Source organism: Bradyrhizobium niftali (assembly GCF_004571025.1).
Taxonomy (GTDB): domain Bacteria; phylum Pseudomonadota; class Alphaproteobacteria; order Rhizobiales; family Xanthobacteraceae; genus Bradyrhizobium; species Bradyrhizobium niftali.
This window is the reverse complement of the sequence record NZ_SPQT01000008.1, coordinates 1-19,743: the sequence shown is the minus strand read 5'-3', so window position 1 is coordinate 19,743 and position 19,743 is coordinate 1. Positions and strand designations below refer to the sequence as shown.

The following is a 19,743-nucleotide window of genomic DNA, read 5'->3' as shown; positions in this document are numbered from 1 at the left end:
TCCTGGCGGAGCCGGGACAATGTCGGGGGATCACGTCGCAATCGCGCTTGCCGCGATGTTCACCGTCAGCGCCAGCAATGCCGTGTTGTAGATGAAGGACACGATGCCGTGCGCCGTCGCCGTGCGGCGGATGGTCTTGTCGGTGATGCCGACATCGGAGACCTGCGCGGTCATGCCGATCACGAAGGAGAAATAGACGAAGTCCCAATAGTCGGCGTGGTCTTCCTTGTCGCCGCTCGGGAACTGCAACCCACCCGGCGGGTGCCGGTAATAGTCGTGGGCGTAATGCAGCGCGAAGGTGGTGTGCACGGCGGCCCATGACAGCGCGATGGTGGTGATCGCGATCGTCAGCTCCGCGGCGCCGCGATGGGCGCCGAGCTCGGCGACGATCGCCGCGATGCTCGCGAACGCGCCGATCGCCGTCACCAGCAGGATCACGAAGCGGCCGTCGTCCTGCATCGCTGCGTTGCGGCGGATGTGCTGGTGGTCGTTGTTCAGCATCATCACGTAGACCAGCACCAGATAGACCGCGATCAGCGCATCCCAGCCGAGCACGAGCCGCGTCGCCAGCCGCAGGGTGCCGGGCAGCAACAGAAACACCAGGATGCCGAAGCCGAGTGAAATGAATGTTCGCGGCCGCGCGTAAATCACGCGCATCGGCCGCGACATTTTCTGGAAGCGCGCGAGGACGGGATCGTCTTTGTCGATGCCCGTCATCGCACGGTCAGTTCTTGCGCTCGGCGACAAACCGCGCCGCGGCTTGCAGCACGGCGGCGCGATCGCCGAAGATCGAGACTGCGCTGTCGGCCCGCGCGAGCAGGTCGCGCACGCGCTGCTTGGCGCCTTCGATGCCGAGCTGGGTGACGAAGGTGGTCTTGCCCATCGCTGCGTCCTGACCCGAGGGCTTGCCGAGCGCGGCCGCATCGCCTTCGACGTCGAGCAGATCGTCGGCGATCTGGAAGGCCTCGCCGAGCGCGCGGCCGTAGTCGTCGAGCGCCTGATATTCCTTCTGCGTGGCCTGGCCGAGGAGCGCGCCGGCGATGCAGCCGTAGCGCAGCAGCGCGCCGGTCTTCATCTGCTGGATACGCGCGACATCGATCGGCTCGTTGCCGCCAAAGCGGCCTTCGCCGGCGAGATCGAGGATCTGGCCGCCGACCATGCCGCCGATGCCGGCGCAGCGCGCCAGCGCGCGCGTCAAGAGCAGCCGCACATTGGCGTCACGATGGATCTCGTCGCGGGTAATGATGTCGAAAGCGAGCGTGAGCAGGCCGTCGCCGGCGAGGATCGCGGTCGCGTCGTCGGTCTTCTTGTGCAGGGTGGGACGGCCCCGGCGCAGGTCCGAATTGTCCATCGCGGGCAGGTCGTCGTGAATCAGCGAGTAGCAGTGGATGCATTCGAGCGCCGCACCGGCGAGCAGGGCCGCCTCGCGCGGCACGCCGAACACGGCCGCGCTTTCGACCACCAGGAACGGTCGCAGGCGCTTGCCGCCGTTCAGGCTCGAATAGCGCATTGCGTCCATCAGTCGCTTGGGACGGGCGATTTCATCGGGCAGGATGTCGTCCGCCAGGAGGCGCCCGAGCAGGGCCTCGGTGTCATCAGCGGTCTTGTCCAGACGTTTGGCGAAATCGGACGGGGACGTGCCGGTCATCAAGAAGGGCTCCAGAACTAAAATTCGGCGGGACAATCCTTTATGAGCCCGCCTCAGTCAATCGTTTGGAAGGCCTAAAAAGTGCTGGAAAAGACCCGAATTATCACAGACTTAATGGCTGGGCCCGTGGCCGCGTTTCATTTTGCGCCGGAAAGGTCGATTTGCGCATCGTTAAAATCCTGCTGCTAGCGCTCGCGGTCGTGGTTCTCGCGCCCTATGTGATCGCGCCGTTCTACCGCACCGGCCATCCCGTTTCGACGCTGATGGCCTGGCGAAGCTTGCGGGGCGCGCCGATGCAGCGGGAATGGATCGATCTCGCGGCGATGTCGCCTTACCTGCCGCGCTCGGTGGTGGCGGCCGAAGACGCTCATTTCTGCAAGCATCACGGCATCGACTGGGGCGCGCTGCGCGAGGCGATCGACGACGCGAAGGAGGACGGTACGCCGTTCCGGGGCGCCTCCACCATCACCCAGCAGGTGGCGAAGAACCTATTCCTCTGGCAGGGGCGGGACTTCATCCGCAAGGCGCTGGAATTCCCGCTGGCGTTGTGGATCGATTTCGTCCTGCCCAAGCCGCGGATCCTGGAAATTTACCTCAACATCGCCGAGCTCGGTCCGCAGGGCCAGTTTGGGGTGGAGACGGCCAGCGCCTATGCCTTCGGCAAATCGGCCGCCAGCCTCTCCCCCCGGGAGGCGGCACTTCTGGCCTCGATCCTGCCGAATCCGGTCAAACGCAGCGCCAGGAACCCTGGGCCGGGTGTCCGGCGGCTGGCCGGGACCTATGTGGTAAGGGCGCAGGCCTCGACGCTTGCGACCTGCTGGCGGGAAAATCGCTGATTTCGGGCCTTTTTCGGGCGCATTTTCCGACCCAAGAGCCTAGCTTTGCGGCCAGCCTTCCTCTATAAGCGCGGCCTTGATCGGCATTCAGCTCGCCTCGTATTGCGGGTGCTGAGCCGTCCCTCGCGGACGATGCCCTGATAACACCAATCCCTAGAGGATATTGAAATGGCCGTTCCGAGAAGAAAAACCTCGCCGTCGCGCCGTGGCATGCGCCGCTCGGCAGACGCCATCAAGAAGCCGACCTACGTGGAAGACAAGGACTCCGGCGAGCTCCGTCGTCCGCACCATCTCGACCTCAAGACCGGCATGTACAAGGGCCGGCAGGTCCTGAAGAAGAAAGAGTCCTGAGGTCAGGACTTTTTCTTCAGGCGGGACGATTTGACCTGCCTGATTTCGGCCACCCCATGAGATATGACGGTGACGGCGGCGGAGCGAATGCTTCGCCGCTGCGTTGTTCTGTCCGGATATCTTGATCGAGAAGGCATTTTGCCGATGGTCGGTTTCCCGCTGCTTCTGATTCCGCTCGCGGTCTACAACATCATCGCCTTCCTGATGCCCAGCGTGTCCTTCTCGGACGTGCTGTTCAAGGTGCCGATGATCACGGGCGAGACCTGGCCGGTCACGCTCTCCGATCTCCTGCTCGCGCTTGGTGTGGTGCTGCTGCTGCTCGAAGTGGTCAAGGGCGCGCGGCCCGGCGCGAAATTCCTGATGGATCACTTGCTGTCGCTGATCCTGTTCGGCGCCGCCGCGGCCGAATTCGTGATGTGGCCCAAATTCGGCAACTCCACCTATTTCCTGCTGGTGCTGCTCGCGATGGCCGATTTCCTCGGCGGCATCGCCCAGCGCACGCGCCGCCGTGTCACCTATGTCGCCGAGACGACGGTGCCGGCGCCGCGCAAGGCCAAGCGCCAGGCCGAGGCGCCGGCGGATGACGTTGCGTCCGAGCCCAAGTTCGAGCCGGTATCGGTACCGCAGGCAGCCCCGGTGCCGCCCGCGCCCTCCGCGCAATCGGTCGCCGAATCCGTGCTGATGGACCATCCGGCGCCGAAGCCGGTGCAAGGCACGACCTCGCCGGAAATCCCCTCGCCGCATTTGCAGCCGGGCAACGGCAACGGCACGCCGTCTCCCGACGCGCCGCGCTGATCGATCTCAAGCCACCTGCCGCGTGCGCGCGCTGACGCTTCCGAGCGGGCGCTTGCTGCCATAGGCCATCCGCGCATCTTCGGAGGAGGCTCGGCGGAGCCGGCTGGCCTGGGGCAAATGCTCGGCATTGGCGATGAGCTGGGTGACGAAGCTCGGATCGGGGCGAGGCATCGGCGCCTTGTTAACCCATTGTAACGTCGGCAGCAGCGGCACCAGGGCCGAGCCTGTGCCGTAGTCCGCCAAGTCCGATCGATCGGTACTCAACATCGCAATCACCGTTGATCCGGCGAAGATTGTCGCGTTTCGGGACGCGGGCGCCGGTGCGAGTCATGTACTCGCAAGGCCTATGCCGGCCGGGCCGGTTTGGTTCCGCACCGCCCCGAAACATGGTTTCCAAATTGTTTATCAACTTTGCCTAGGGTTGGGGGCGAATCTGGCTCTATCCTGTGCCGGCATAGGACTCCCCGCTGTCCCGAAACGAGGCGATATTGACCCCCGCATTGCCGCAAGCCTCCGACATCCTGGCCGCGCTCGGCCAGGCCGTGTTCGCCTGGGACATCGCCAGCGACGTCATCGTCTGGGGTGAGCAGCTCAGTGCCGTATTCCCCGGCATCCCCGCCGAGCGGCTCGCGACCGGTGCCGAATTCGCCAAGCTGATCGAGCCTGCGCCGTCGCTGCGGACCGCCGCGCTGGCGCAGACATCCGCCGTGCACGGCGCCGACGGCACGCCTTACCGGGTCGAATACGGCGTGCGCATGAGCGCCTCCGATCCCGTGGTCTGGGTCGAGGAGACCGGCCGCTGGTTCGCCGGCCCCGACGGCCGCCCGGTCCGCGCGATCGGCTCCGTCCGCATCAACAATGAGCGCCACGCCCGCGACGAGGAATTGACCAGGCTGGCCCGGCTCGATCCGCTGACCGGCGAGCTCAACCGCTCCCACCTGATCGCGGCGCTGGCCGAGGCGATCGAGGAGACGACCCGCTTCCGCTCGACCGCCGCCTTCATGCTGGTCGGCATCGATCATCTCGCCCGCGTCAACGACGCCTTCGGCTTCGACGTTGCGGACGCCGTGATCCTCGACGTCGGCAAACGCATTCGCGCGCGGCTGCGCGGCGGCGACGTGCTCGGGCGCTTCTCCGGCAACAAGTTCGGCCTGATCCTGAAGAACTGCACCATCGACGACATGAACGTCGCGGCCGAGCGTTTCCTCGCCGGTATCCGCGACGAAGTGGTGCCGACGAAATCCGGTCCGGTCTCGGTCACCGCCTCGATCGGCGCGGTCAGCGTGCCGCGCTATGCCCGCAATACGGACGAGGCGGTCAACCGCGCCCATGAGACGTTGGACGCGGCAAAGCGCCGGCGCTCCGGCTCGTTTGCGGCGTGGCGTCCGGATGCCACGCGCGACGCGCAGCGCCGCGTCAACATCCGCGTCACCGACGAGATCGTCACCGCACTGAACGAGCGCCGCATCAAGCTCGCCTATGAGCCGGTGGTCTCGGCCGTCTCGCGCGAGCGCGCGTTCCATGAATGCCTGGTGCGGATGGACCAGGGCGACGGCCAGGTGCTGCTCGCGCCCGACATCGTGCCGGTCGCCGAGCGGCTCGGCCTCATCCGCCTCGTCGATCACCGCGTACTCGAGCTCGTGGTCGCCGAGCTCGCGGCCGCGCCCGATGTCAGTCTCAGCCTCAACATCTCGCCCGACACCACCATGGATCCCGATTGGTGGGCGGGAATCGAGTCGCTGATGCTGGCCCATCCCGGGGTCGCCGAGCGGCTGATCGTCGAGATCACCGAGACGGTCGCGATCCAGGACATCGACGATGTCCGTGGCTTCGTCACCCGGCTGAAGAATTTCGGCAGCCGCATCGCCATCGACGATTTCGGCGCCGGCTACACCTCGTTCCGCAATTTGCGCAAGCTCGGCGTCGACATCGTCAAGATCGACGGCGCCTTCGTGCAGAACATCACCCGTTCCGCCGACGATCGCGCTTTCGTGCAGACCCTGATCGACCTCGCCCGCCGCCTCGACATCAAGACGGTCGCCGAATGGGTGCAGGACGACGAGGCCGCAAACATGCTGCGCGACTGGGGCTGCGACTACATCCAGGGCCGCCTGATCGGGCTCGCGTCAGCCGAGCGCCCGTGGCCTGCGCCGCCGGACAGCGTGCTGCCCGCGGCGGGCTGAGGAGCCGTAGGGTGGGCAAAGCGAAGCGTGCCCACCGGTTTCAAGAGGCGCTGTACGAAGTAGGAGATTACGTCGGGTGACAATTCCTCCGATAAGCTTCGTAGATCGTGAGAGCGGCGATGAGGCTCTCGTGCTGGTGCGCGTTATCGACGATCTTGCCGGGTTGGCGTTGTCGTTGAGGCACGGTAGCGATTTGGAGGTCGTGCTGGGTCTGGAGGACTTGGAGAAAGTGATCGAAGCGCTTCAGACGGCGCGCCTCGCAGTTCGAGCCAGCAACACGCGTTAAATTGGTGGGCACGGCGCAAGTGCGCCTTCCCACCCTACGATCTGCGCTCGCAATGACGATGTGGCAGCTACGCCACGCAAATGCCTGCTACCGCGACCTTCTGAAACAGATGCGGGCTCGCGACGGCGGATGTGGGGTAGACCGCAATCTTGGCGCGGAATTCCGGGTGCGTGAACGCAGCGCGGAAATGTGCGTTGGATTCCCAAATTGCGTAATTCAGATAGGTCGCGCTGTCGCCAACGGCGCGGTGGAGCTGGGTCGAGATGAAGCCCGGCTGCCGTTTCATGAAGGCGGCATCGTTCTGCCAGCTCTCCAGGAAGCTCTGCTCGTCCTCGGGGTCGAGCGTGAAGACGTTCACGAGCACCACGGGGCCGGTTTCGAGCGCGATCTGACGGTCGATCGGGAAGGAAGGGTCGAGGGGACGCATTTGAGGCATGACATCGCTCCGGTCAATTTGGTATCATAATGTCAATTCGGCAGTCCAGGACATAGCTAATTGACATGATGATGTCAATACGGAGTAGTAGTGCCAAATGAGCAAGACCAAGCGGACCCCGGCGGGCGAAGCCCTGACCGGCCTCATCCTCGACCTGTTCCGAGCCAACAGCCTGCTTCTGACCGCCGGCGATCGGCTGGTGACGTCGCTCGGCCTCACCAGTGCGCGCTGGCAGATCCTGGGGGCGATCGCCGATGCCGAGCGCCCGGAGCCGGTCGCCTGGCTCGCCCGCAATCTCGGCGCCAATCGCCAGAACGTGCAGCGCATCGTCAACGACCTCGAGCGCGATGGTCTCGTTGTGTTCGAGGTCAACCCGCATCATCGCCGGGCGCAGCTTGTGGTGCTCACTGAAAAGGGCAGGCAGATCTACGATGCGGCTGGCCGCCTGCAGGTCCCGTGGGTCAACGGCCTGTCGGATGGGCTGTCAGTGAAGGAGGTCGAGATCGCCCACCGGGTGCTCAACGCTCTGCGTGATCGACTCGAAGGAACCGGCGAGGATTGATCATGCAGCAGCCTTACGCCACGCGGCGAACCGCGTTCAGCGTCTCGATGGTGCGCCCGACCTCGGTCGCCGGGCACGGTCTGCCGAAGTAATAGCCCTGCACCGCGGTGCAGCCGCATTCGCGCACGAAGTCGAGCTGCTCCTCGGTCTCCACACCCTCAGCCGTGGTCTCGACGCCGAGCACGGAGCCGAGGCTCGCGATGGTGCGGACGATGGCGACGCTCTCCGGGCTTTCGCCGAGCGTGCCGACGAAGGAGCGGTCTATCTTGATGCGGTCGAACGGAAACTTGCGCAGATAGCTCAGCGAGGAATAGCCGACGCCGAAATCATCGAGGCTGACGCGCACGCCGAGTGCGCGAAGCTGGTGCAAGATCTCGATCGTCGCCTCGCTGTCGTCGAGCAGTGCGGTCTCGGTGACCTCCAGTTCGAGCCGCTGCGGCGGCAGGCCGGCCTCCGCGAGCGCGCTCGTGACCATCGCCGCCAGCCCGCGCGAGCGGAACTGCACCGGCGACAGGTTCACCGCGACCGTGACATCGGGCCAGGACGCCGCGGTCGCGCAGGCCGTGCGCAGCACCCATTCGCCGATCGGCACGATCAGCCCGTTCTCTTCGGCGATCGGAATGAACTCGGCCGGCGAGACGAAGCCGCGCGAGGGATGCTTCCAGCGCAGCAGCGCCTCGAAGCCGGTGAGCTCGGAGGAGTCGAGCCGCACCTGCGGCTGGAACACCAGGTGGAATTCACGCGCCTCCAGTGCGCCGCGCAGATCGTGCTCCAGCGCGTGCCGGCTGCGGGCCTCTTCCTCCATCTCGGGTTCGAACAGCTGATAGGCGCCGCGCCCCCTGGCCTTGGCCTGGTACAGCGCGAGGTCGGCGCATTTCATCAGCTCGTCGGCATCGAGCCCGTGATCGGGCGCGATTGCGATACCGACGGAGGCGCCGACATGGATCGACTGGCTTTCCAGCGGCGGCGGGTGGCCGATGATCTCGACCAGGCGGCGGGCGAGCTTTTCGGCCGACTGTGGCTGCGGGCCGCGCTGGAGAACGGCGAACTCGTCGCCGCCGAGGCGCGCGACGGTGTCGTGCTCGCCGACATTCTCCTTCAGGCGCGCGGCGACCCAGCGTAGCAGGCGATCGCCGGCGGCATGGCCAAGCCTGTCGTTGACGGTCTTGAAATTGTCGAGGTCGAAGCACAGCACCGCCATGGCGCCGCCGGCGATCGCGACCTGGTTCAGTCCCTCGCCCATCTTCTCGCGGAACAGCGTGCGGTTGGGCAGGTCGGTGAGTGAATCGTGCCGGGCCATGTGCGCAACGCGGGCCTGGGCCTTGTGGCGCTCGGTGACGTCCTCATAGGTGACGACCCAGCCGCCAAGCTCCATCCGTTTGTGGTTGAGCTTGATGATACGGCCGTCGCTCAAATGGCGGTGCAACGTGTGCTCGCCCTCGCGCAGCCTTTCGACATAGTCGGCGTAGAGCCTGGCGCCGGTCGTGTTCGGATGGATGCCGAGCTCGCAGCTGTGATCCATGATCTCGCGCATCGAAATGCCCGGCTTCACAACGTCGGGCGATAGCCCGTACATCTCGATATAGCGGCGGTTGCAGACGATCACGCGCAGGCTCGAATCGAGCATGCACAGGCCCTGACTCATGTTGTTCAGCGCCGCGTCGAAGCGGCGATACTGCTCGCTCAGCTCCTCGATCGCGCGCTCGCGCTCGGTGATGTCCTCGTAGGTGGCGACGAAGCCGCCCTCGGCCAGGGCGCAATAGCGCACCGAGATCACGGTGTCGTTCGTCATGCGCCGGCGCATCGGCGAGGAATCGCGGTTCGCGATCCGCGCGCTGGCGGCTTCCAGGAGCTGTTGCGGGCTGTATTCCGAAGCGAACGCGCCGTTCGCCATCGATCGTTCGATCAGCTCGCCGAGATGCGTGCCGGGCCTGGTTTCCTCCGGCGACAGCCAGTAGATCTTGCGGTAGGTGGTGTTGCAGACGCGCAGGCGCATGTCGCTGTCGTAGAAGGCGAGCCCGTGCGCCATGTTCTCCATCGCCGCGTCGAGGATGAAGTTCTGCTGCCTCAGCGTCTCCTCGTATTTCAGCCGTTCGGTGACGTCTTCGTGCACCGTCACCCAGCCGCCGTCGGGCAGGAAGCGGGAGACCGCCTGCACCATCCGCCCGTCGTAGCGCATCACCAGCAGCGTCTTCGCCTTCTGACCGCGCACGTCCTCGAGCCTGGTGTCGCGGAATTCGTCGGCCGACATGCCCGGCGTATTGCCGCGCGAGAGCCAGTGTTCGATGGCCGCGCTGTGCGTGACGCCCGGCTTCACGATTTCGGGGTCGAGGTTGTAGAGGTTCAGGAAGCGTTCGTTGCAGACGACGAGGCGGCTGTCGGCGTCATACATGATGAGGCCGTGCGACATGTTGGCGAGCGCATGCTGGCTGCGTTCGGTCTGCACGCGCAATTCCGCCTCGAGCCGGGCGAGGCGGCTGACGTCGTCGCAGATCGTCATCCAGCCGCCGCCGGGAAGCGGCTTCAGCTCGAGTGCCATGACGAGGCCAGTCGACAGCCGTTGCTCGGTACGGAACGGCTTGCCGCCTGCGATTTGCGCGATCCGCGTCGAATACAGCGTGTCGAGCTCGCTTTCCGGAAAATTCCCACGAGTCGCGCTGTGCGCGAGCACCTCGCGATAGCTCGTGCCCACCCGCACGACATCGGCCGACATGTCGAACAGGCTGAGGTAACGCTGGTTGACCAGCACGATCCGGTTGTCGGCATCGTAGACGCAAACGCCCTGCTCCATGTGGTCGAGCGCAAGCTGGCTCAGCGCGACCAGGGCCTCCGGGCCCTGCTCGCGGCGTGCACCAAGCTCGTTATCGCAGGTCGACGTCATGGGGTCGGCGTGATCTCGGCGGGCAATCGACTTAACACAGCGTAATTCGAGCACCGAGGGTAACGAAGACCCCGGAAAATTCCCTTAAGCGCAGTAGTTTACGGAGGGTGACTGGCGATGGAGAGAGTGCGTGAGGCGAGCGCGCGAGTGCGAAGGTAGCTGCAAGCCAGAGTTGGGCGGGAGCGCGCGACAAATCTCAGTCCCGTAGCCCGGATAAGCGTAGCGATATCCGGGGCAGTCGTTCCCGCATGTCGCTACGCTCATGCGGGCTACAGGGACGGATCGATCTTCTACGGCCCGTAGAGCACGAGTTCCGTGTCGGTGAGATCGGCGAGCTGCGGCTGGTGCGGGCCCTTGTAATATTTGCGGCCACGCCGCTCAGTATAAATACCGACGAGGCCGGGAACTGGGCCGTTGGCATCGAGAGCCACCGAGATCTTGCCGAGCCGCAGCAGCAGCCGGCCGATGCGGCCTGCGCAGGCGGCGTACTCGGCGGCGCTGCGGCAGTAGATCAGCTTCATCGCGGGCGGCGCGATGAAGCCGCGGCGGATGCGCACCGGTTGCAGGATGAAGGGGAAGGTTCCCTGCGGCGTGCGGCAGACGAGGCTGAGGCAGTTGTAGCGCGCATGCCGCGTCAGCAGTTCGGTCTCGGCCTCGGAAAGTCCCTCGATCGTCTTGGCGTGCTGCGAGACGACTTCGATCTTGCTCCAGCGCGGGGCCCGCGCCAGCGCAGGCACCGAAAAGAATATGCCGCGGCAATAGGCGCGAAAGCCCTGCGTCTCGATGATCGGCCAGGTCCAAGGCGCCGGGCTGATGTTGAGATAGGTCACGTCCTTGTGCCGCTGCGCGATCTTGGTCAGCAGCGGGGCGTAGTTGCGATAGGCCGGATCGACATACCAGCTCGACAAATTGCACTGGATCGCGGTCTCTTCGCAGTCCTTCCGTGCCGTGTAGATCAGCAGCAGCACGCCAACCGGCGTGCCGTCATTGTCGAGCATGTAGCCGAAGCGCGGATAGCCCTCCGGCACGGGCCGGAAGGCCTGCCGGCGCAGGCCCTGCATCCAGTAATTGCGCGAGCGGCCGACGAAGCCGCGCGTCAGCAGGTCCGCGACCGCATCGACGTCGGCCTCGGTGATCTCGCGGCATCTGACCTTGGTGTGGATCACGCTCGTCTTACCCGTGGAAATGGCAGGCCTCGTTTGGTCTATCGTCTCAGCATGATCTTTTCGGAAAACCGCTTCGCACTTTTCCGGATCATGCTCTAGCGCCAGCCCTCGCCATGGGCATCGGCCGCGACATGCGGCTGCAGGCCGAGGATGTCCCGCACCTTGGCGGGCCAGGCCGAAAGGTCTGTGCCGTGGGTGTGGAACATCGCGACCGCAAGCCGGTCCATCCCGAAGGCGACGCAGCCGGTGTGGGCCGGTTCGCCATTGGCGTCCTGGATGCCCCAGGTGGTGCCGAAATGCTCGCGGTGATAGTTGAAGCTCATGCAGGCGGTCGGCTGCTCTTCCGAGCGCAGCGGGATCAGGAGCTCGAACTTGAGCTGCTGCTGCTTCTGGCTCACCGCCTTCATCTGGCCGACGCGGCCGAAGAAGGGGTCGCTGGCATAGTCGACGCGGAAGGTCAGGCCGAGATCGCTGGCGATCGCCTGCGCACGAACCATCCAGCGCTCGCGGAAATCGGAAACGTCATCGGGTGTGCCGATGCAGACATATTCGCGCATCCGGAACGATTGCAGCCGGTCGAGATGTTTCGACGGCTCGCGGCGGAAGCAGTCCGCGGCGACGTCGAAGCGGAGACCGCCCTTCGGCAAGGGTCCGCGGCTCGCCGCGATCGGATAGACGGGGTAGCAGGCGGCCGGCGACAGCACGAGGTCGGCCGGCGAGAGCGACGTGGTCCAGTCGCCGCCGGCGTCGAAGCGGCTGACCGCGGCGTTGATCTCGCGTTCGGTGCCGTGCAGGCCGCAGACGCAGCCGAGCAGGTTCGGAAAGCTCTTGAGATAGCCCGACTTCTCGAGCTGGGCGCGGCTCATCACCGGTGGAAAGCGCAGCGCTTCGGTGCCGGCTTCGCGATGGCTGGTGATCAGCGCGGCGAGCCGCTCGACGATGCCCTCATAGAGCGCGGTGCGGGCATAGACGCCGTCCGAGCCCATGCTGTGGAACAGCTTGTCGGCGAGATGATCGAGCGGATCCGAGATTTGCGGCGCGGTGTCAGGCGAGTTGGGGAGAACAGCAATGTTCATATTCGACTTCCTGCTATCTGAAATTATTCTTATTGGGCGAAGGCACGTCAGTCTCGAAAGCTTGTCAGTCCCGAAGGCTCGCCGGAATGCCGCTCATCAGCGTCGCGGTCGCGGCGTTGGCCAGAATACGGTCGTTGTTGATCATGATCGGCGACGACAGCACGTCGCGCAGGTGACGGCCCATGGTGAATTCGCCGTCGTTGCGGTAGCCGGAAAGACCCGCGGTGCGCATCGCATGCATCACGGTCTCGACCGCGAGTTCGGAAGCCTGCACCTTCAGAAGGGTGATCGACGACTGGAAGTCGAGCGAGCCGAGCGCGCGCTCGTCGTGCTCGGCACGGGCGAAGGCGTCGATATTGGCAGCGATCAGCGCGCGCAGCTTTGCCAGCGACATCTTCGCTGCCGTGAAATGCGCAGCCGCCGGCGGCATCTGGCCGCCGGAGCTGCGGGCCGCCTTGCGGATGAAGGCCTGCGCGCGCGTCACGGCCGCGGCGGCAATGCCGGCCCAGGCCGAGGACCAGCACAGATGCGCAAACGGCGTCATCGTCTGGGCATGGATCTTGTCGTAGGCTTCCGGGAAGACACGGTCGGACGGGCAGTCGACCTTCAGCTCGAAACCGGTGGAGCAGGTGCCGCGCATGCCGAGCGTTTCCCAGCCCAGCGTCCGCTTCAGCGAGTAATCGTCCTTGGCGAGCGCCAGCAGCACCTGGTCGGAGGCGGCGGCGTCGGTGGCGCGGCGGGCGATGGTGACGAGGCCGTCGGCCTCGGCGCCGTAGGAGATCACGGTGGCGTCGCGCAGCAGCGAGACGGTGTCGCCGGCGACGTCGACGGCGGCGGCGCTGGCGCGGATGTTGCCGCCGTTCTGGCCTTCCGTGGTGGAGGAGGCGAGCAGCCACTGGTCGCGGGCGACCCGCCGCATCATGGTTTCCATCCAGGGAATGCCGTGGCCGTGCCTGACGACGCAGGCGACCTTGGTCTGGTGCATTGCGTAGATCATCGCGGTCGAGGCGCAGGCCCGCCCGAGCGTGTAGCAGATATCGGTGACGTCGTAGATCGAGGCGCCGAAGCCCCCGAACTCGACCGGGATCATGACGCCGAGCAATTTCTGCTCACGCGCGACGTCGAAGGCCTTGTGCGGGAAGCGGGCGTCGCGATCGACCCCGTCGGCGTCGGCCGCTGCCGCTGCAGCGGTTCGGGTGGCGCGCTCGATCAGGGAGGGACCCTGCTCGAGGAGGCTCGTCTGCGTTTCGTCGACAGTGAGAACTGCTTCACGCACGTTCATGCTCGTCCGCCTCCGGTTTGCCGTTCGAGATCGCCGGCATCATTCGCGATGCCGTGTAAGCGATCCTCCGACCATCTTTGCTTGTGAGACGAGGCTACGGATTTAATTCAAATTCGTCGATGAAATACAGGGTAAACAAAGCCAAATTCCGAACGAACAGTTAAGGGCCGGTTGTTGGCATGGTCGGAATTTCCGCGATCGCGTTAGGGATCTGGAAGATGCCGGGATTCCAGACAATCTGAGTCATCGTTTACTAAGAAACGCGAAGTAATGGTGCCGGCCATTGCGAGATCGGCCGTCCCTGCCCATCGTAGGCGGCAGTCCGGTCCGACTAGACAAACGGGAATTTGCCGATGCAGGCCTTCAATACCGACGTGCGCAATCGCATCATCAAGCTGGTGAAGGGCATCCTCGAACAGAACGCGCTCGCCGCGGACGTCACGTCGTCGGCAAAGCTCGTCGACGTCGGCCTGACCTCGATGGACATGGTCAACCTGATGCTCGGCGTCGAAGCCGAGTTCGACTTCACCATTCCGCAGTCGGAGATCACGCCGGAGAATTTCCAGTCCGTCGAGACGCTGGAGCGGATGGTGATGACCCAATTGCAGCCGGCGACCGCGGCTTAGTTAAACGCACAGGTGTCTCCCCAATGTCGTCCCGGCCTAGTGCGCAATTGCGCACTAGGCCGGGACGACACCGAACGTGTTACGAGCGCCTCACGCTCGTCACAGCACCACCCCCACCCCCGTTCCAAAACCGCCGCAAAACTGGCATAGCTTAACCATGTCGCATGGAGCAGACAGGGTGGAACAGGCATGACGCAGGCGGTATTGGGCATCATCGGCGGCTCCGGCATCTATGACCTGCCGGGCCTCGAGGGTGCGCGCGAAGAGGTGATCAAGAGCCCGTGGGGCGAGCCGTCGGCGCCCCTGCGGCGCGGGACCATCGCAGGCCTGCCGATCGTGTTCCTGCCGCGGCACGACAAGGGCCACAGGCTGTCGCCCTCCGACATCAATTATCGCGCCAATATCGACGCCCTGAAGCGGGCCGGTGTCACCGACCTGATCTCGCTGTCGGCCTGCGGCTCGTTCAAGGAAGAGATGCCGCCCGGCACCTTCGTGCTGGTCGATCAATTCGTCGACCGCACCCACAAGCGCGAGAGCTCGTTCTTCGGCCACGGCTGCGTCGCGCATGTGTCGATGGCCCATCCGGTCTCGCCGCGGCTGCGCATCCATCTCGCCGCGGCCGCCGAGGCCGAGGGCATCGCAATCGCGCGCGGCGGCACCTATGTCTGCATGGAAGGGCCGCAGTTCTCGACCCTTGCGGAGAGCATGACCTACAAGACCCTTGGCTATTCCGTGATCGGCATGACCAACATGCCCGAGGCGAAGCTCGCGCGCGAAGCGGAGCTCTGCTACGCCACGGTGGCGATGGTGACGGATTTCGACTGCTGGCATCCCGACCACGACGCCGTCACCGTGCAGGACATCATTCGCGTGCTGACCTCGAATGCCGACAAGGCGAAGGCGCTGGTGGCGCGGCTGGCGCAAGACTTTCCGCGTGAGCATGAGCCGTGCCCGATCGGTTCGGATCGCGCGCTCGATACCGCGCTGATCACCGCGCCCGAGGCGCGTGATCCCGAGCTTTTGAAGAAGCTCGATGCGGTGGCAGGGCGCGTGCTGCGTGGGTGAGACGAAAGGCAGAAAGCCATGAAGGTCGACGGCAAGCATTTCCGCAGCATCTGGCGTGAGCGCGACGGCTGGTCGGTCGGCGCGATCGACCAGCGCCGGCTGCCCCATGAGTTCGTTGTCGCGCGCCTGACCTCCTGCGACGACGCGGCAGTGGCCATCCGCGACATGCTGGTGCGCGGCGCGCCGCTGATCGGTGCCACCGCGGCCTACGGCATGGCGCTTGCGATGCGCGAGGACGCTTCCGATGCCGGCCTGAAGCGCGCCTACGAGACGCTCGTCGTGGCACGCCCGACCGCAATCAATCTGAAATGGGCCCTGGACGAGATGCGTGCGACGCTCGCGCCGATCGATCCCGTTGAGCGGGCGGAGGCGGCCTATGCGCGCGCCGATGAGATCGTCGAGCAGGACGTCGAGATCAACCGCGGCATCGCCGCCAACGGCCTGGCGCTGATCGAGGCGATCGCGGCGAAGAAGGCGGGCGAGACAGTCAACGTGCTGACCCATTGCAATGCCGGCTGGCTTGCGACCGTCGATTGGGGCACGGCGACGGCACCGATCTATCTGGCGCATGAGCGCGGCATCAAGATCCATGTCTGGGTCGACGAGACGCGGCCGCGTAACCAAGGGGCCTCGCTCACGGCCTGGGAGCTCGGCCATCACGGCGTGCCGCACACGGTAATCCCCGACAACACCGGCGGCCATCTGATGCAGCACGGCATGGTCGATCTCGCCATCGTCGGCACCGATCGCGTCGCCGCCAATGGCGACGTTTGCAACAAGATCGGCACGTATCTCAAGGCGCTCGCCGCGCATGACAACGGCGTGCCGTTCTACGTCGCGCTGCCGTCGCCGACGATCGATTTCGCCGTCCATGACGGCATCCGCGACATCCCGATCGAGCAGCGCAGCGGCGTGGAGGTCACCGATATGACCGGCCGCACCGCCGACGGCCGGTTGGAGACGGTGCGCATCGTGCCCGAGAACTCGCCGGTCGCGAATTACGCGTTTGACGTGACGCCTGCTCGCCTCGTCACCGGTCTCATCACCGAGCGCGGTGTGCTGAAGCCCGACCGCGCCTCGCTCGCAGCCGCGTTTCCCGAGCGGATCGCCGCCGCGGCGGAGTAGGGCGTTTCACGAAGACAGTCGCCCCGATCTCGTCATTGCGAGCGCAGCGAAGCAATCCAGACTGTCTCTGCGGTGGGTTCTGGATTGCTTCGCTGCGCTCGCAATGACGCTTCTGTTGAAGCGGCGTGCACCGACCTCTCTCCCTCACCCTGAGGAGCCGCGCCTACGCGGCGTCTCGAAGGGCGAGGGGCACCAGCCGGGCCTTCATCCTTCGAGACGCGCGCAAAGCGCGCTCCTCTGGATGAGGAATTGGCAGCGCGCCTAGGAGAGCTTCAGCCCTGTCGCCTTCTCGAGCTCGGCGATCGCCTGGGCGCCGCTGGTGACCTTGATGGTGGTCATGCCCATCTCACGCGCGGGTTTCAGATTGACGCCGAGATCGTCGAGATAGACGCAATTCCTTGGATCGACCTTCAGCGTCTCGACCATCATCTTGTAAATGCGTGGGTCGGGTTTGCGCAGGCCGATCTTGGCGGACTCGATGACGTGGTCGAACAGCACCATCACCTCGGCGATGTAGAGCGAGCGCCCGGTCATGCTGCCGATGGCGTTGGCGGGCAGATTGTTGGTGATGCAGCCGGTCTTGAGCCCGGCCTTGATGCGCTTCAAAGCTTCGACCATCTCGGGACGCAGATCGCCCTGAAGCAGCGGCAGCACGTCGCGGCCGCGCACCTCCGCGCCGAGCGCGCGCGACTCCTCCGCGAACAGCGTGTCGAAGGTGTCGATGTCGACCTCGGCGCGCTCGAACCTGGCCCAGGCGTTTTCCAGATGATTGGCGGCGTTGGTGCGCCGGATGATGTCGATGGGCAGTCCACGCTCGGTCTCGAACCGCGCGAACGCCTCGAACGGCGAACTCGTCAGCACGCCGCCAAAATCAAAGATCACAGCCTCGATCGCCAATGTCCTGCCCTCGTCAATTCCTTTCCAAGACGGCTAGCATGCGCTATCGGCAAGGGCCAGTCCGAAGCAACCCCACCAAGGTCGCCGCCAAGGCGTGTTCCCATGAAGAAGCTTGCAATTCTCATCGTCGCTGCGCTGCTGCCCGCCACGCCCGCCGGTGCTATCGTCGGCGGCGGCACGCCGCAGGCCGATGGCGTTGCGCGTGCCGTCGTCACCATCGTCGGCTCACGCGGCAATTTCTGCACCGGCAGCCTGATCGCGCCAAGACTCGTGCTCACCGTCGCCCACTGCGTGCAGCCCGGCGCGGACTACAAGATCGTCGATCGCGGCGCCGACGGCCAGCCGCAATTGCTGAACGTCCGCACCGTCGCGATCCATCCAAGCTTCAACATGCAGGCGATGCAGGCACATCGCGCCACCGCCGACGTGGCGCTGCTGCAACTGGAAATTCCACTCAAGGGAAAATCGACGGTGCCGGTCGGCATGCCGAATATTCCAATTCAGGTCGGCAACCGCTTCGTCATCGCCGGCATCGGCGTCACCGTGCGCGGTGACGGCAAGAGCGGCGGCGCGACGCGCGTCGCGGGCCTCGTCGTCACCGGCCAGCCCGGCACGCTTCAGATCCGGCTGGTCGATCCCGTAACCAACGGTGTTCGCGACGGAATTGGCGCCTGCACCGGTGATTCCGGAGGTCCCGTGTTCGAGGACAAGCCGAACGGCGCCGTGCTCGTCGGCCTCATCAGCTGGTCCACAGGGCCGAACGGCGCCGCCGGCTGCGGCGGGCTGACCGGCGTCACGCCGCTCACGCTCTACCGCGACTGGATCTTGCAGACCGCGCGGAGCTGGGGTGCGGCGCTGTGATTTGACCGCAACTTGATCTGTGCCATGTTGAAGCGGAAGCGCGGCGGGTGATCATGCCTGTCGCGGAGGAAACGCGTCGCTCATCAAGGGCGGCCAAAAAGACAAGCAAGGCATAGAAGCAACAATGAATGTCGCTGTTCGCAGTCACGCCACAACCAAACAGGCCTCTGAACATTTCGACGTGCTGATCGTCGGTGCCGGCATCTCCGGCATCGGCAGCGCCTATCACGTCACCAAGCAGCTTCCGGGCACCAGCTACGTGATCCTGGAGACGCAAGAGACGTTCGGCGGCACCTGGACCACGCATCGCTATCCCGGAATTCGCTCGGACAGCGACCTCCACACTTTCGGCTACAGCTTCAAGCCGTGGGTCGGGCCGCCGATCGCAACCGCCGAAGAAATCCTCGCCTACATGAACGAGGTGATCGACGAAAACGATATCGCCCGGCACATCCGCTATAAGCACAAGATCAATTCCGCGAGCTGGTCGAGCGAGCAGAATCTCTGGACCATCGAGGCGACAACGACCGACACCGGTGAGGCAAAGATCTTCACCGCAAACTTCCTCTGGATGTGCCAGGGCTATTATCGCCATTCCGAGGGTTACACGCCGGAGTGGAAGGGCACGGACCGCTTCAAGGGCCGCATCGTCCATCCGCAGACCTGGCCTGATGACATCGACCTCACGAACAAGAAGGTGGTCGTGATCGGCTCGGGCGCGACGGCGGCGACGCTGGTGCCGAACATCGCCGACACATGCGCGCATGTGACCATGCTCCAGCGTTCGCCGACCTATTTCAGGCTCGGCCGCAACGCCATCGAGATCGCGGAGGAGTTGCGCCGGCTCCAGGTCGACGAGGAATGGATCCACGAGATCGTCCGCCGCAAGATATTGTTCGAGCAGGATGCGTTCACAAAGCTCTGCCTGTCGAAGCCCGAGCAGGTGAAGAAGGAACTGATCGGCCAGATCAGCGCGGTTCTTGGTCCGGAGTACGACGTCGAGACACACTTTACGCCGAGCTACCGGCCGTGGCGGCAGCGCATCGCCTTCGTGCCGGATGCCGACCTGTTCAAGGGCATCGCCAGCGGCAAGGCATCCGTCGTCACCGACGAGATCGAATGTTTCGTCGAGAACGGCATCCAGCTCAAGTCGGGCAAGCTGCTCGAAGCCGATGTCATCGTGACCGCGACCGGCTTCAACCTTGCGGCGCTGGGCGACATTGCCGTCGAGATCGACGGCAAGCCGCTCGCCTTCGGCGACACCGTCACCTATCGCGGCATGATGTTCACGGGTGTGCCGAACATGGTCTGGGTGTTCGGCTATTTCCGTGCCAGCTGGACGTTGCGCGTCGACCTCGTGGCCGATTTCGTCTGCCGCCTGCTCGGACACATGAAGGCGAAGGGCAAAAAGAAGGTCGAGGTACGCTTGCGACCCGAAGACCACAACATGCCGATCCTGCCCTGGATCGATCCGGAAAACTTCAATCCCGGCTACATGATGCGCAACATGAATCTTCTGCCCAAGCGCGGCGACAAGCCGGAATGGCAGCACAGCCAGGATTACTGGACCGAGAAGGACGAGATCCCGAAGACGGATCTGGACGACAAGGCGTTCGTTTACGGGTGAGGTGCGTTCGCGCTGACCACACACTCCGCTGTCGTCCCGG

General features: G+C 64.9%; 20 protein-coding genes. 11 read left to right on the top strand and 9 right to left on the bottom strand.

Going from position 1 to position 19,743, the window contains the following annotated elements; genetic code table 11:
* Positions 1-30: 30 nt before the first annotated feature.
* Together E4K65_RS16210 and E4K65_RS16205 are read right to left on the bottom strand one after the other, a co-directional pair.
* Positions 31-717, bottom strand: coding sequence for a DUF1345 domain-containing protein (locus tag E4K65_RS16210; protein ID WP_135175037.1), 687 nt, complete (start codon positions 715-717; stop codon positions 31-33).
* 7 nt (positions 718-724) lie between these two features.
* A complete protein-coding gene (locus E4K65_RS16205; protein ID WP_027542175.1) occupies positions 725-1,648 on the bottom strand; it encodes a polyprenyl synthetase family protein in 924 nt (307 codons plus the stop codon).
* Positions 1,649-1,809: 161 nt separating this feature from the next.
* Between E4K65_RS16205 and mtgA the strand changes: the two genes are divergently transcribed.
* The 3 genes from mtgA (at position 1,810) to E4K65_RS16190 (ending at position 3,630) form a co-directional block, all read left to right on the top strand.
* Positions 1,810-2,484 (top strand): monofunctional biosynthetic peptidoglycan transglycosylase, encoded by a 675-nt coding sequence (gene mtgA, locus E4K65_RS16200; RefSeq protein WP_135175036.1) that lies wholly within the window; start codon positions 1,810-1,812, stop codon positions 2,482-2,484.
* Between the two features lie 168 nt (positions 2,485-2,652).
* Entirely contained in the window at positions 2,653-2,835 is a 183-nt protein-coding gene (gene rpmF / locus E4K65_RS16195; protein WP_007598106.1) for a 50S ribosomal protein L32, read from the top strand.
* Positions 2,836-2,979: 144 nt separating this feature from the next.
* Positions 2,980-3,630, top strand: coding sequence for a hypothetical protein (locus E4K65_RS16190; protein ID WP_167770858.1), 651 nt, complete (start codon positions 2,980-2,982; stop codon positions 3,628-3,630).
* 6 nt (positions 3,631-3,636) lie between these two features.
* Here E4K65_RS16190 and E4K65_RS16185 read toward each other — a convergent pair whose 3' ends face one another.
* Entirely contained in the window at positions 3,637-3,897 is a 261-nt protein-coding gene (locus tag E4K65_RS16185; RefSeq protein WP_027542178.1) for a hypothetical protein, read from the bottom strand.
* Between the two features lie 221 nt (positions 3,898-4,118).
* On the opposite strand from E4K65_RS16185, the gene E4K65_RS16180 reads away from it, so the two are divergent.
* Positions 4,119-5,813: a bifunctional diguanylate cyclase/phosphodiesterase gene (locus E4K65_RS16180; protein ID WP_135175034.1), complete on the top strand. Its 1,695-nt coding sequence runs from the start codon at positions 4,119-4,121 to the stop codon at positions 5,811-5,813.
* A 130-nt stretch (positions 5,814-5,943) separates the two neighbouring features.
* Complete coding sequence (locus tag E4K65_RS47250; RefSeq protein WP_167770857.1) at positions 5,944-6,099, top strand: hypothetical protein; 156 nt, start codon at positions 5,944-5,946, stop codon at positions 6,097-6,099.
* 67 nt (positions 6,100-6,166) lie between these two features.
* On the opposite strand, the gene E4K65_RS16175 is transcribed toward E4K65_RS47250, so the two are convergent.
* Positions 6,167-6,535 (bottom strand): antibiotic biosynthesis monooxygenase family protein, encoded by a 369-nt coding sequence (locus tag E4K65_RS16175; protein ID WP_135175033.1) that lies wholly within the window; start codon positions 6,533-6,535, stop codon positions 6,167-6,169.
* A gap of 97 nt (positions 6,536-6,632) precedes the next feature.
* Here E4K65_RS16175 and E4K65_RS16170 point away from each other — a divergent pair, with 97 nt between their 5' ends.
* Positions 6,633-7,097 (top strand): MarR family winged helix-turn-helix transcriptional regulator, encoded by a 465-nt coding sequence (locus E4K65_RS16170; protein WP_135175032.1) that lies wholly within the window; start codon positions 6,633-6,635, stop codon positions 7,095-7,097.
* A 13-nt stretch (positions 7,098-7,110) separates the two neighbouring features.
* Here the strand turns inward: E4K65_RS16170 and E4K65_RS16165 are convergent, their stop codons facing one another.
* The 4 genes from E4K65_RS16165 to E4K65_RS16150 all read right to left on the bottom strand — a co-directional run bounded on the left by E4K65_RS16165 (position 7,111) and on the right by E4K65_RS16150 (position 13,502).
* Complete coding sequence (locus tag E4K65_RS16165; protein ID WP_135175031.1) at positions 7,111-9,978, bottom strand: PAS-domain containing protein; 2,868 nt, start codon at positions 9,976-9,978, stop codon at positions 7,111-7,113.
* 290 nt (positions 9,979-10,268) lie between these two features.
* A complete protein-coding gene (locus E4K65_RS16160) occupies positions 10,269-11,144 on the bottom strand; it encodes an acyl-CoA acyltransferase (RefSeq protein WP_135175030.1) in 876 nt (291 codons plus the stop codon).
* 95 nt (positions 11,145-11,239) lie between these two features.
* Positions 11,240-12,220, bottom strand: a complete 981-nt coding sequence (locus tag E4K65_RS16155; RefSeq protein ID WP_027542184.1) for an amino acid--[acyl-carrier-protein] ligase — start codon at positions 12,218-12,220, stop codon at positions 11,240-11,242.
* Between the two features lie 64 nt (positions 12,221-12,284).
* Entirely contained in the window at positions 12,285-13,502 is a 1,218-nt protein-coding gene (locus tag E4K65_RS16150; RefSeq protein ID WP_135175029.1) for an acyl-CoA dehydrogenase family protein, read from the bottom strand.
* A 353-nt stretch (positions 13,503-13,855) separates the two neighbouring features.
* Here E4K65_RS16150 and E4K65_RS16145 point away from each other — a divergent pair, with 353 nt between their 5' ends.
* From E4K65_RS16145 to mtnA, 3 genes are all read left to right on the top strand, one after another.
* Positions 13,856-14,128 (top strand): phosphopantetheine-binding protein, encoded by a 273-nt coding sequence (locus tag E4K65_RS16145; RefSeq protein WP_135175028.1) that lies wholly within the window; start codon positions 13,856-13,858, stop codon positions 14,126-14,128.
* A gap of 189 nt (positions 14,129-14,317) precedes the next feature.
* Positions 14,318-15,193, top strand: coding sequence for an S-methyl-5'-thioadenosine phosphorylase (locus E4K65_RS16140; RefSeq protein ID WP_135175027.1), 876 nt, complete (start codon positions 14,318-14,320; stop codon positions 15,191-15,193).
* 18 nt (positions 15,194-15,211) lie between these two features.
* Complete coding sequence (gene mtnA, locus E4K65_RS16135) at positions 15,212-16,318, top strand: S-methyl-5-thioribose-1-phosphate isomerase (protein WP_135175026.1); 1,107 nt, start codon at positions 15,212-15,214, stop codon at positions 16,316-16,318.
* A 261-nt stretch (positions 16,319-16,579) separates the two neighbouring features.
* On the opposite strand, the gene E4K65_RS16130 is transcribed toward mtnA, so the two are convergent.
* The gene (locus E4K65_RS16130; RefSeq protein ID WP_167770856.1) at positions 16,580-17,215 is read right to left on the bottom strand and encodes an HAD-IA family hydrolase; all 636 of its coding nucleotides are present in this window, start codon (positions 17,213-17,215) and stop codon (positions 16,580-16,582) included.
* Positions 17,216-17,317: 102 nt separating this feature from the next.
* On the opposite strand from E4K65_RS16130, the gene E4K65_RS16125 reads away from it, so the two are divergent.
* Both E4K65_RS16125 and E4K65_RS16120 read left to right on the top strand, forming a co-directional pair.
* Positions 17,318-18,076: a S1 family peptidase gene (locus E4K65_RS16125; RefSeq protein WP_135175025.1), complete on the top strand. Its 759-nt coding sequence runs from the start codon at positions 17,318-17,320 to the stop codon at positions 18,074-18,076.
* A 124-nt stretch (positions 18,077-18,200) separates the two neighbouring features.
* On the top strand, positions 18,201-19,703 hold the full coding sequence (locus E4K65_RS16120) for a flavin-containing monooxygenase (protein ID WP_135175024.1): 1,503 nt from the start codon (positions 18,201-18,203) through the stop codon (positions 19,701-19,703).
* Positions 19,704-19,743 lie beyond the last annotated feature (40 nt).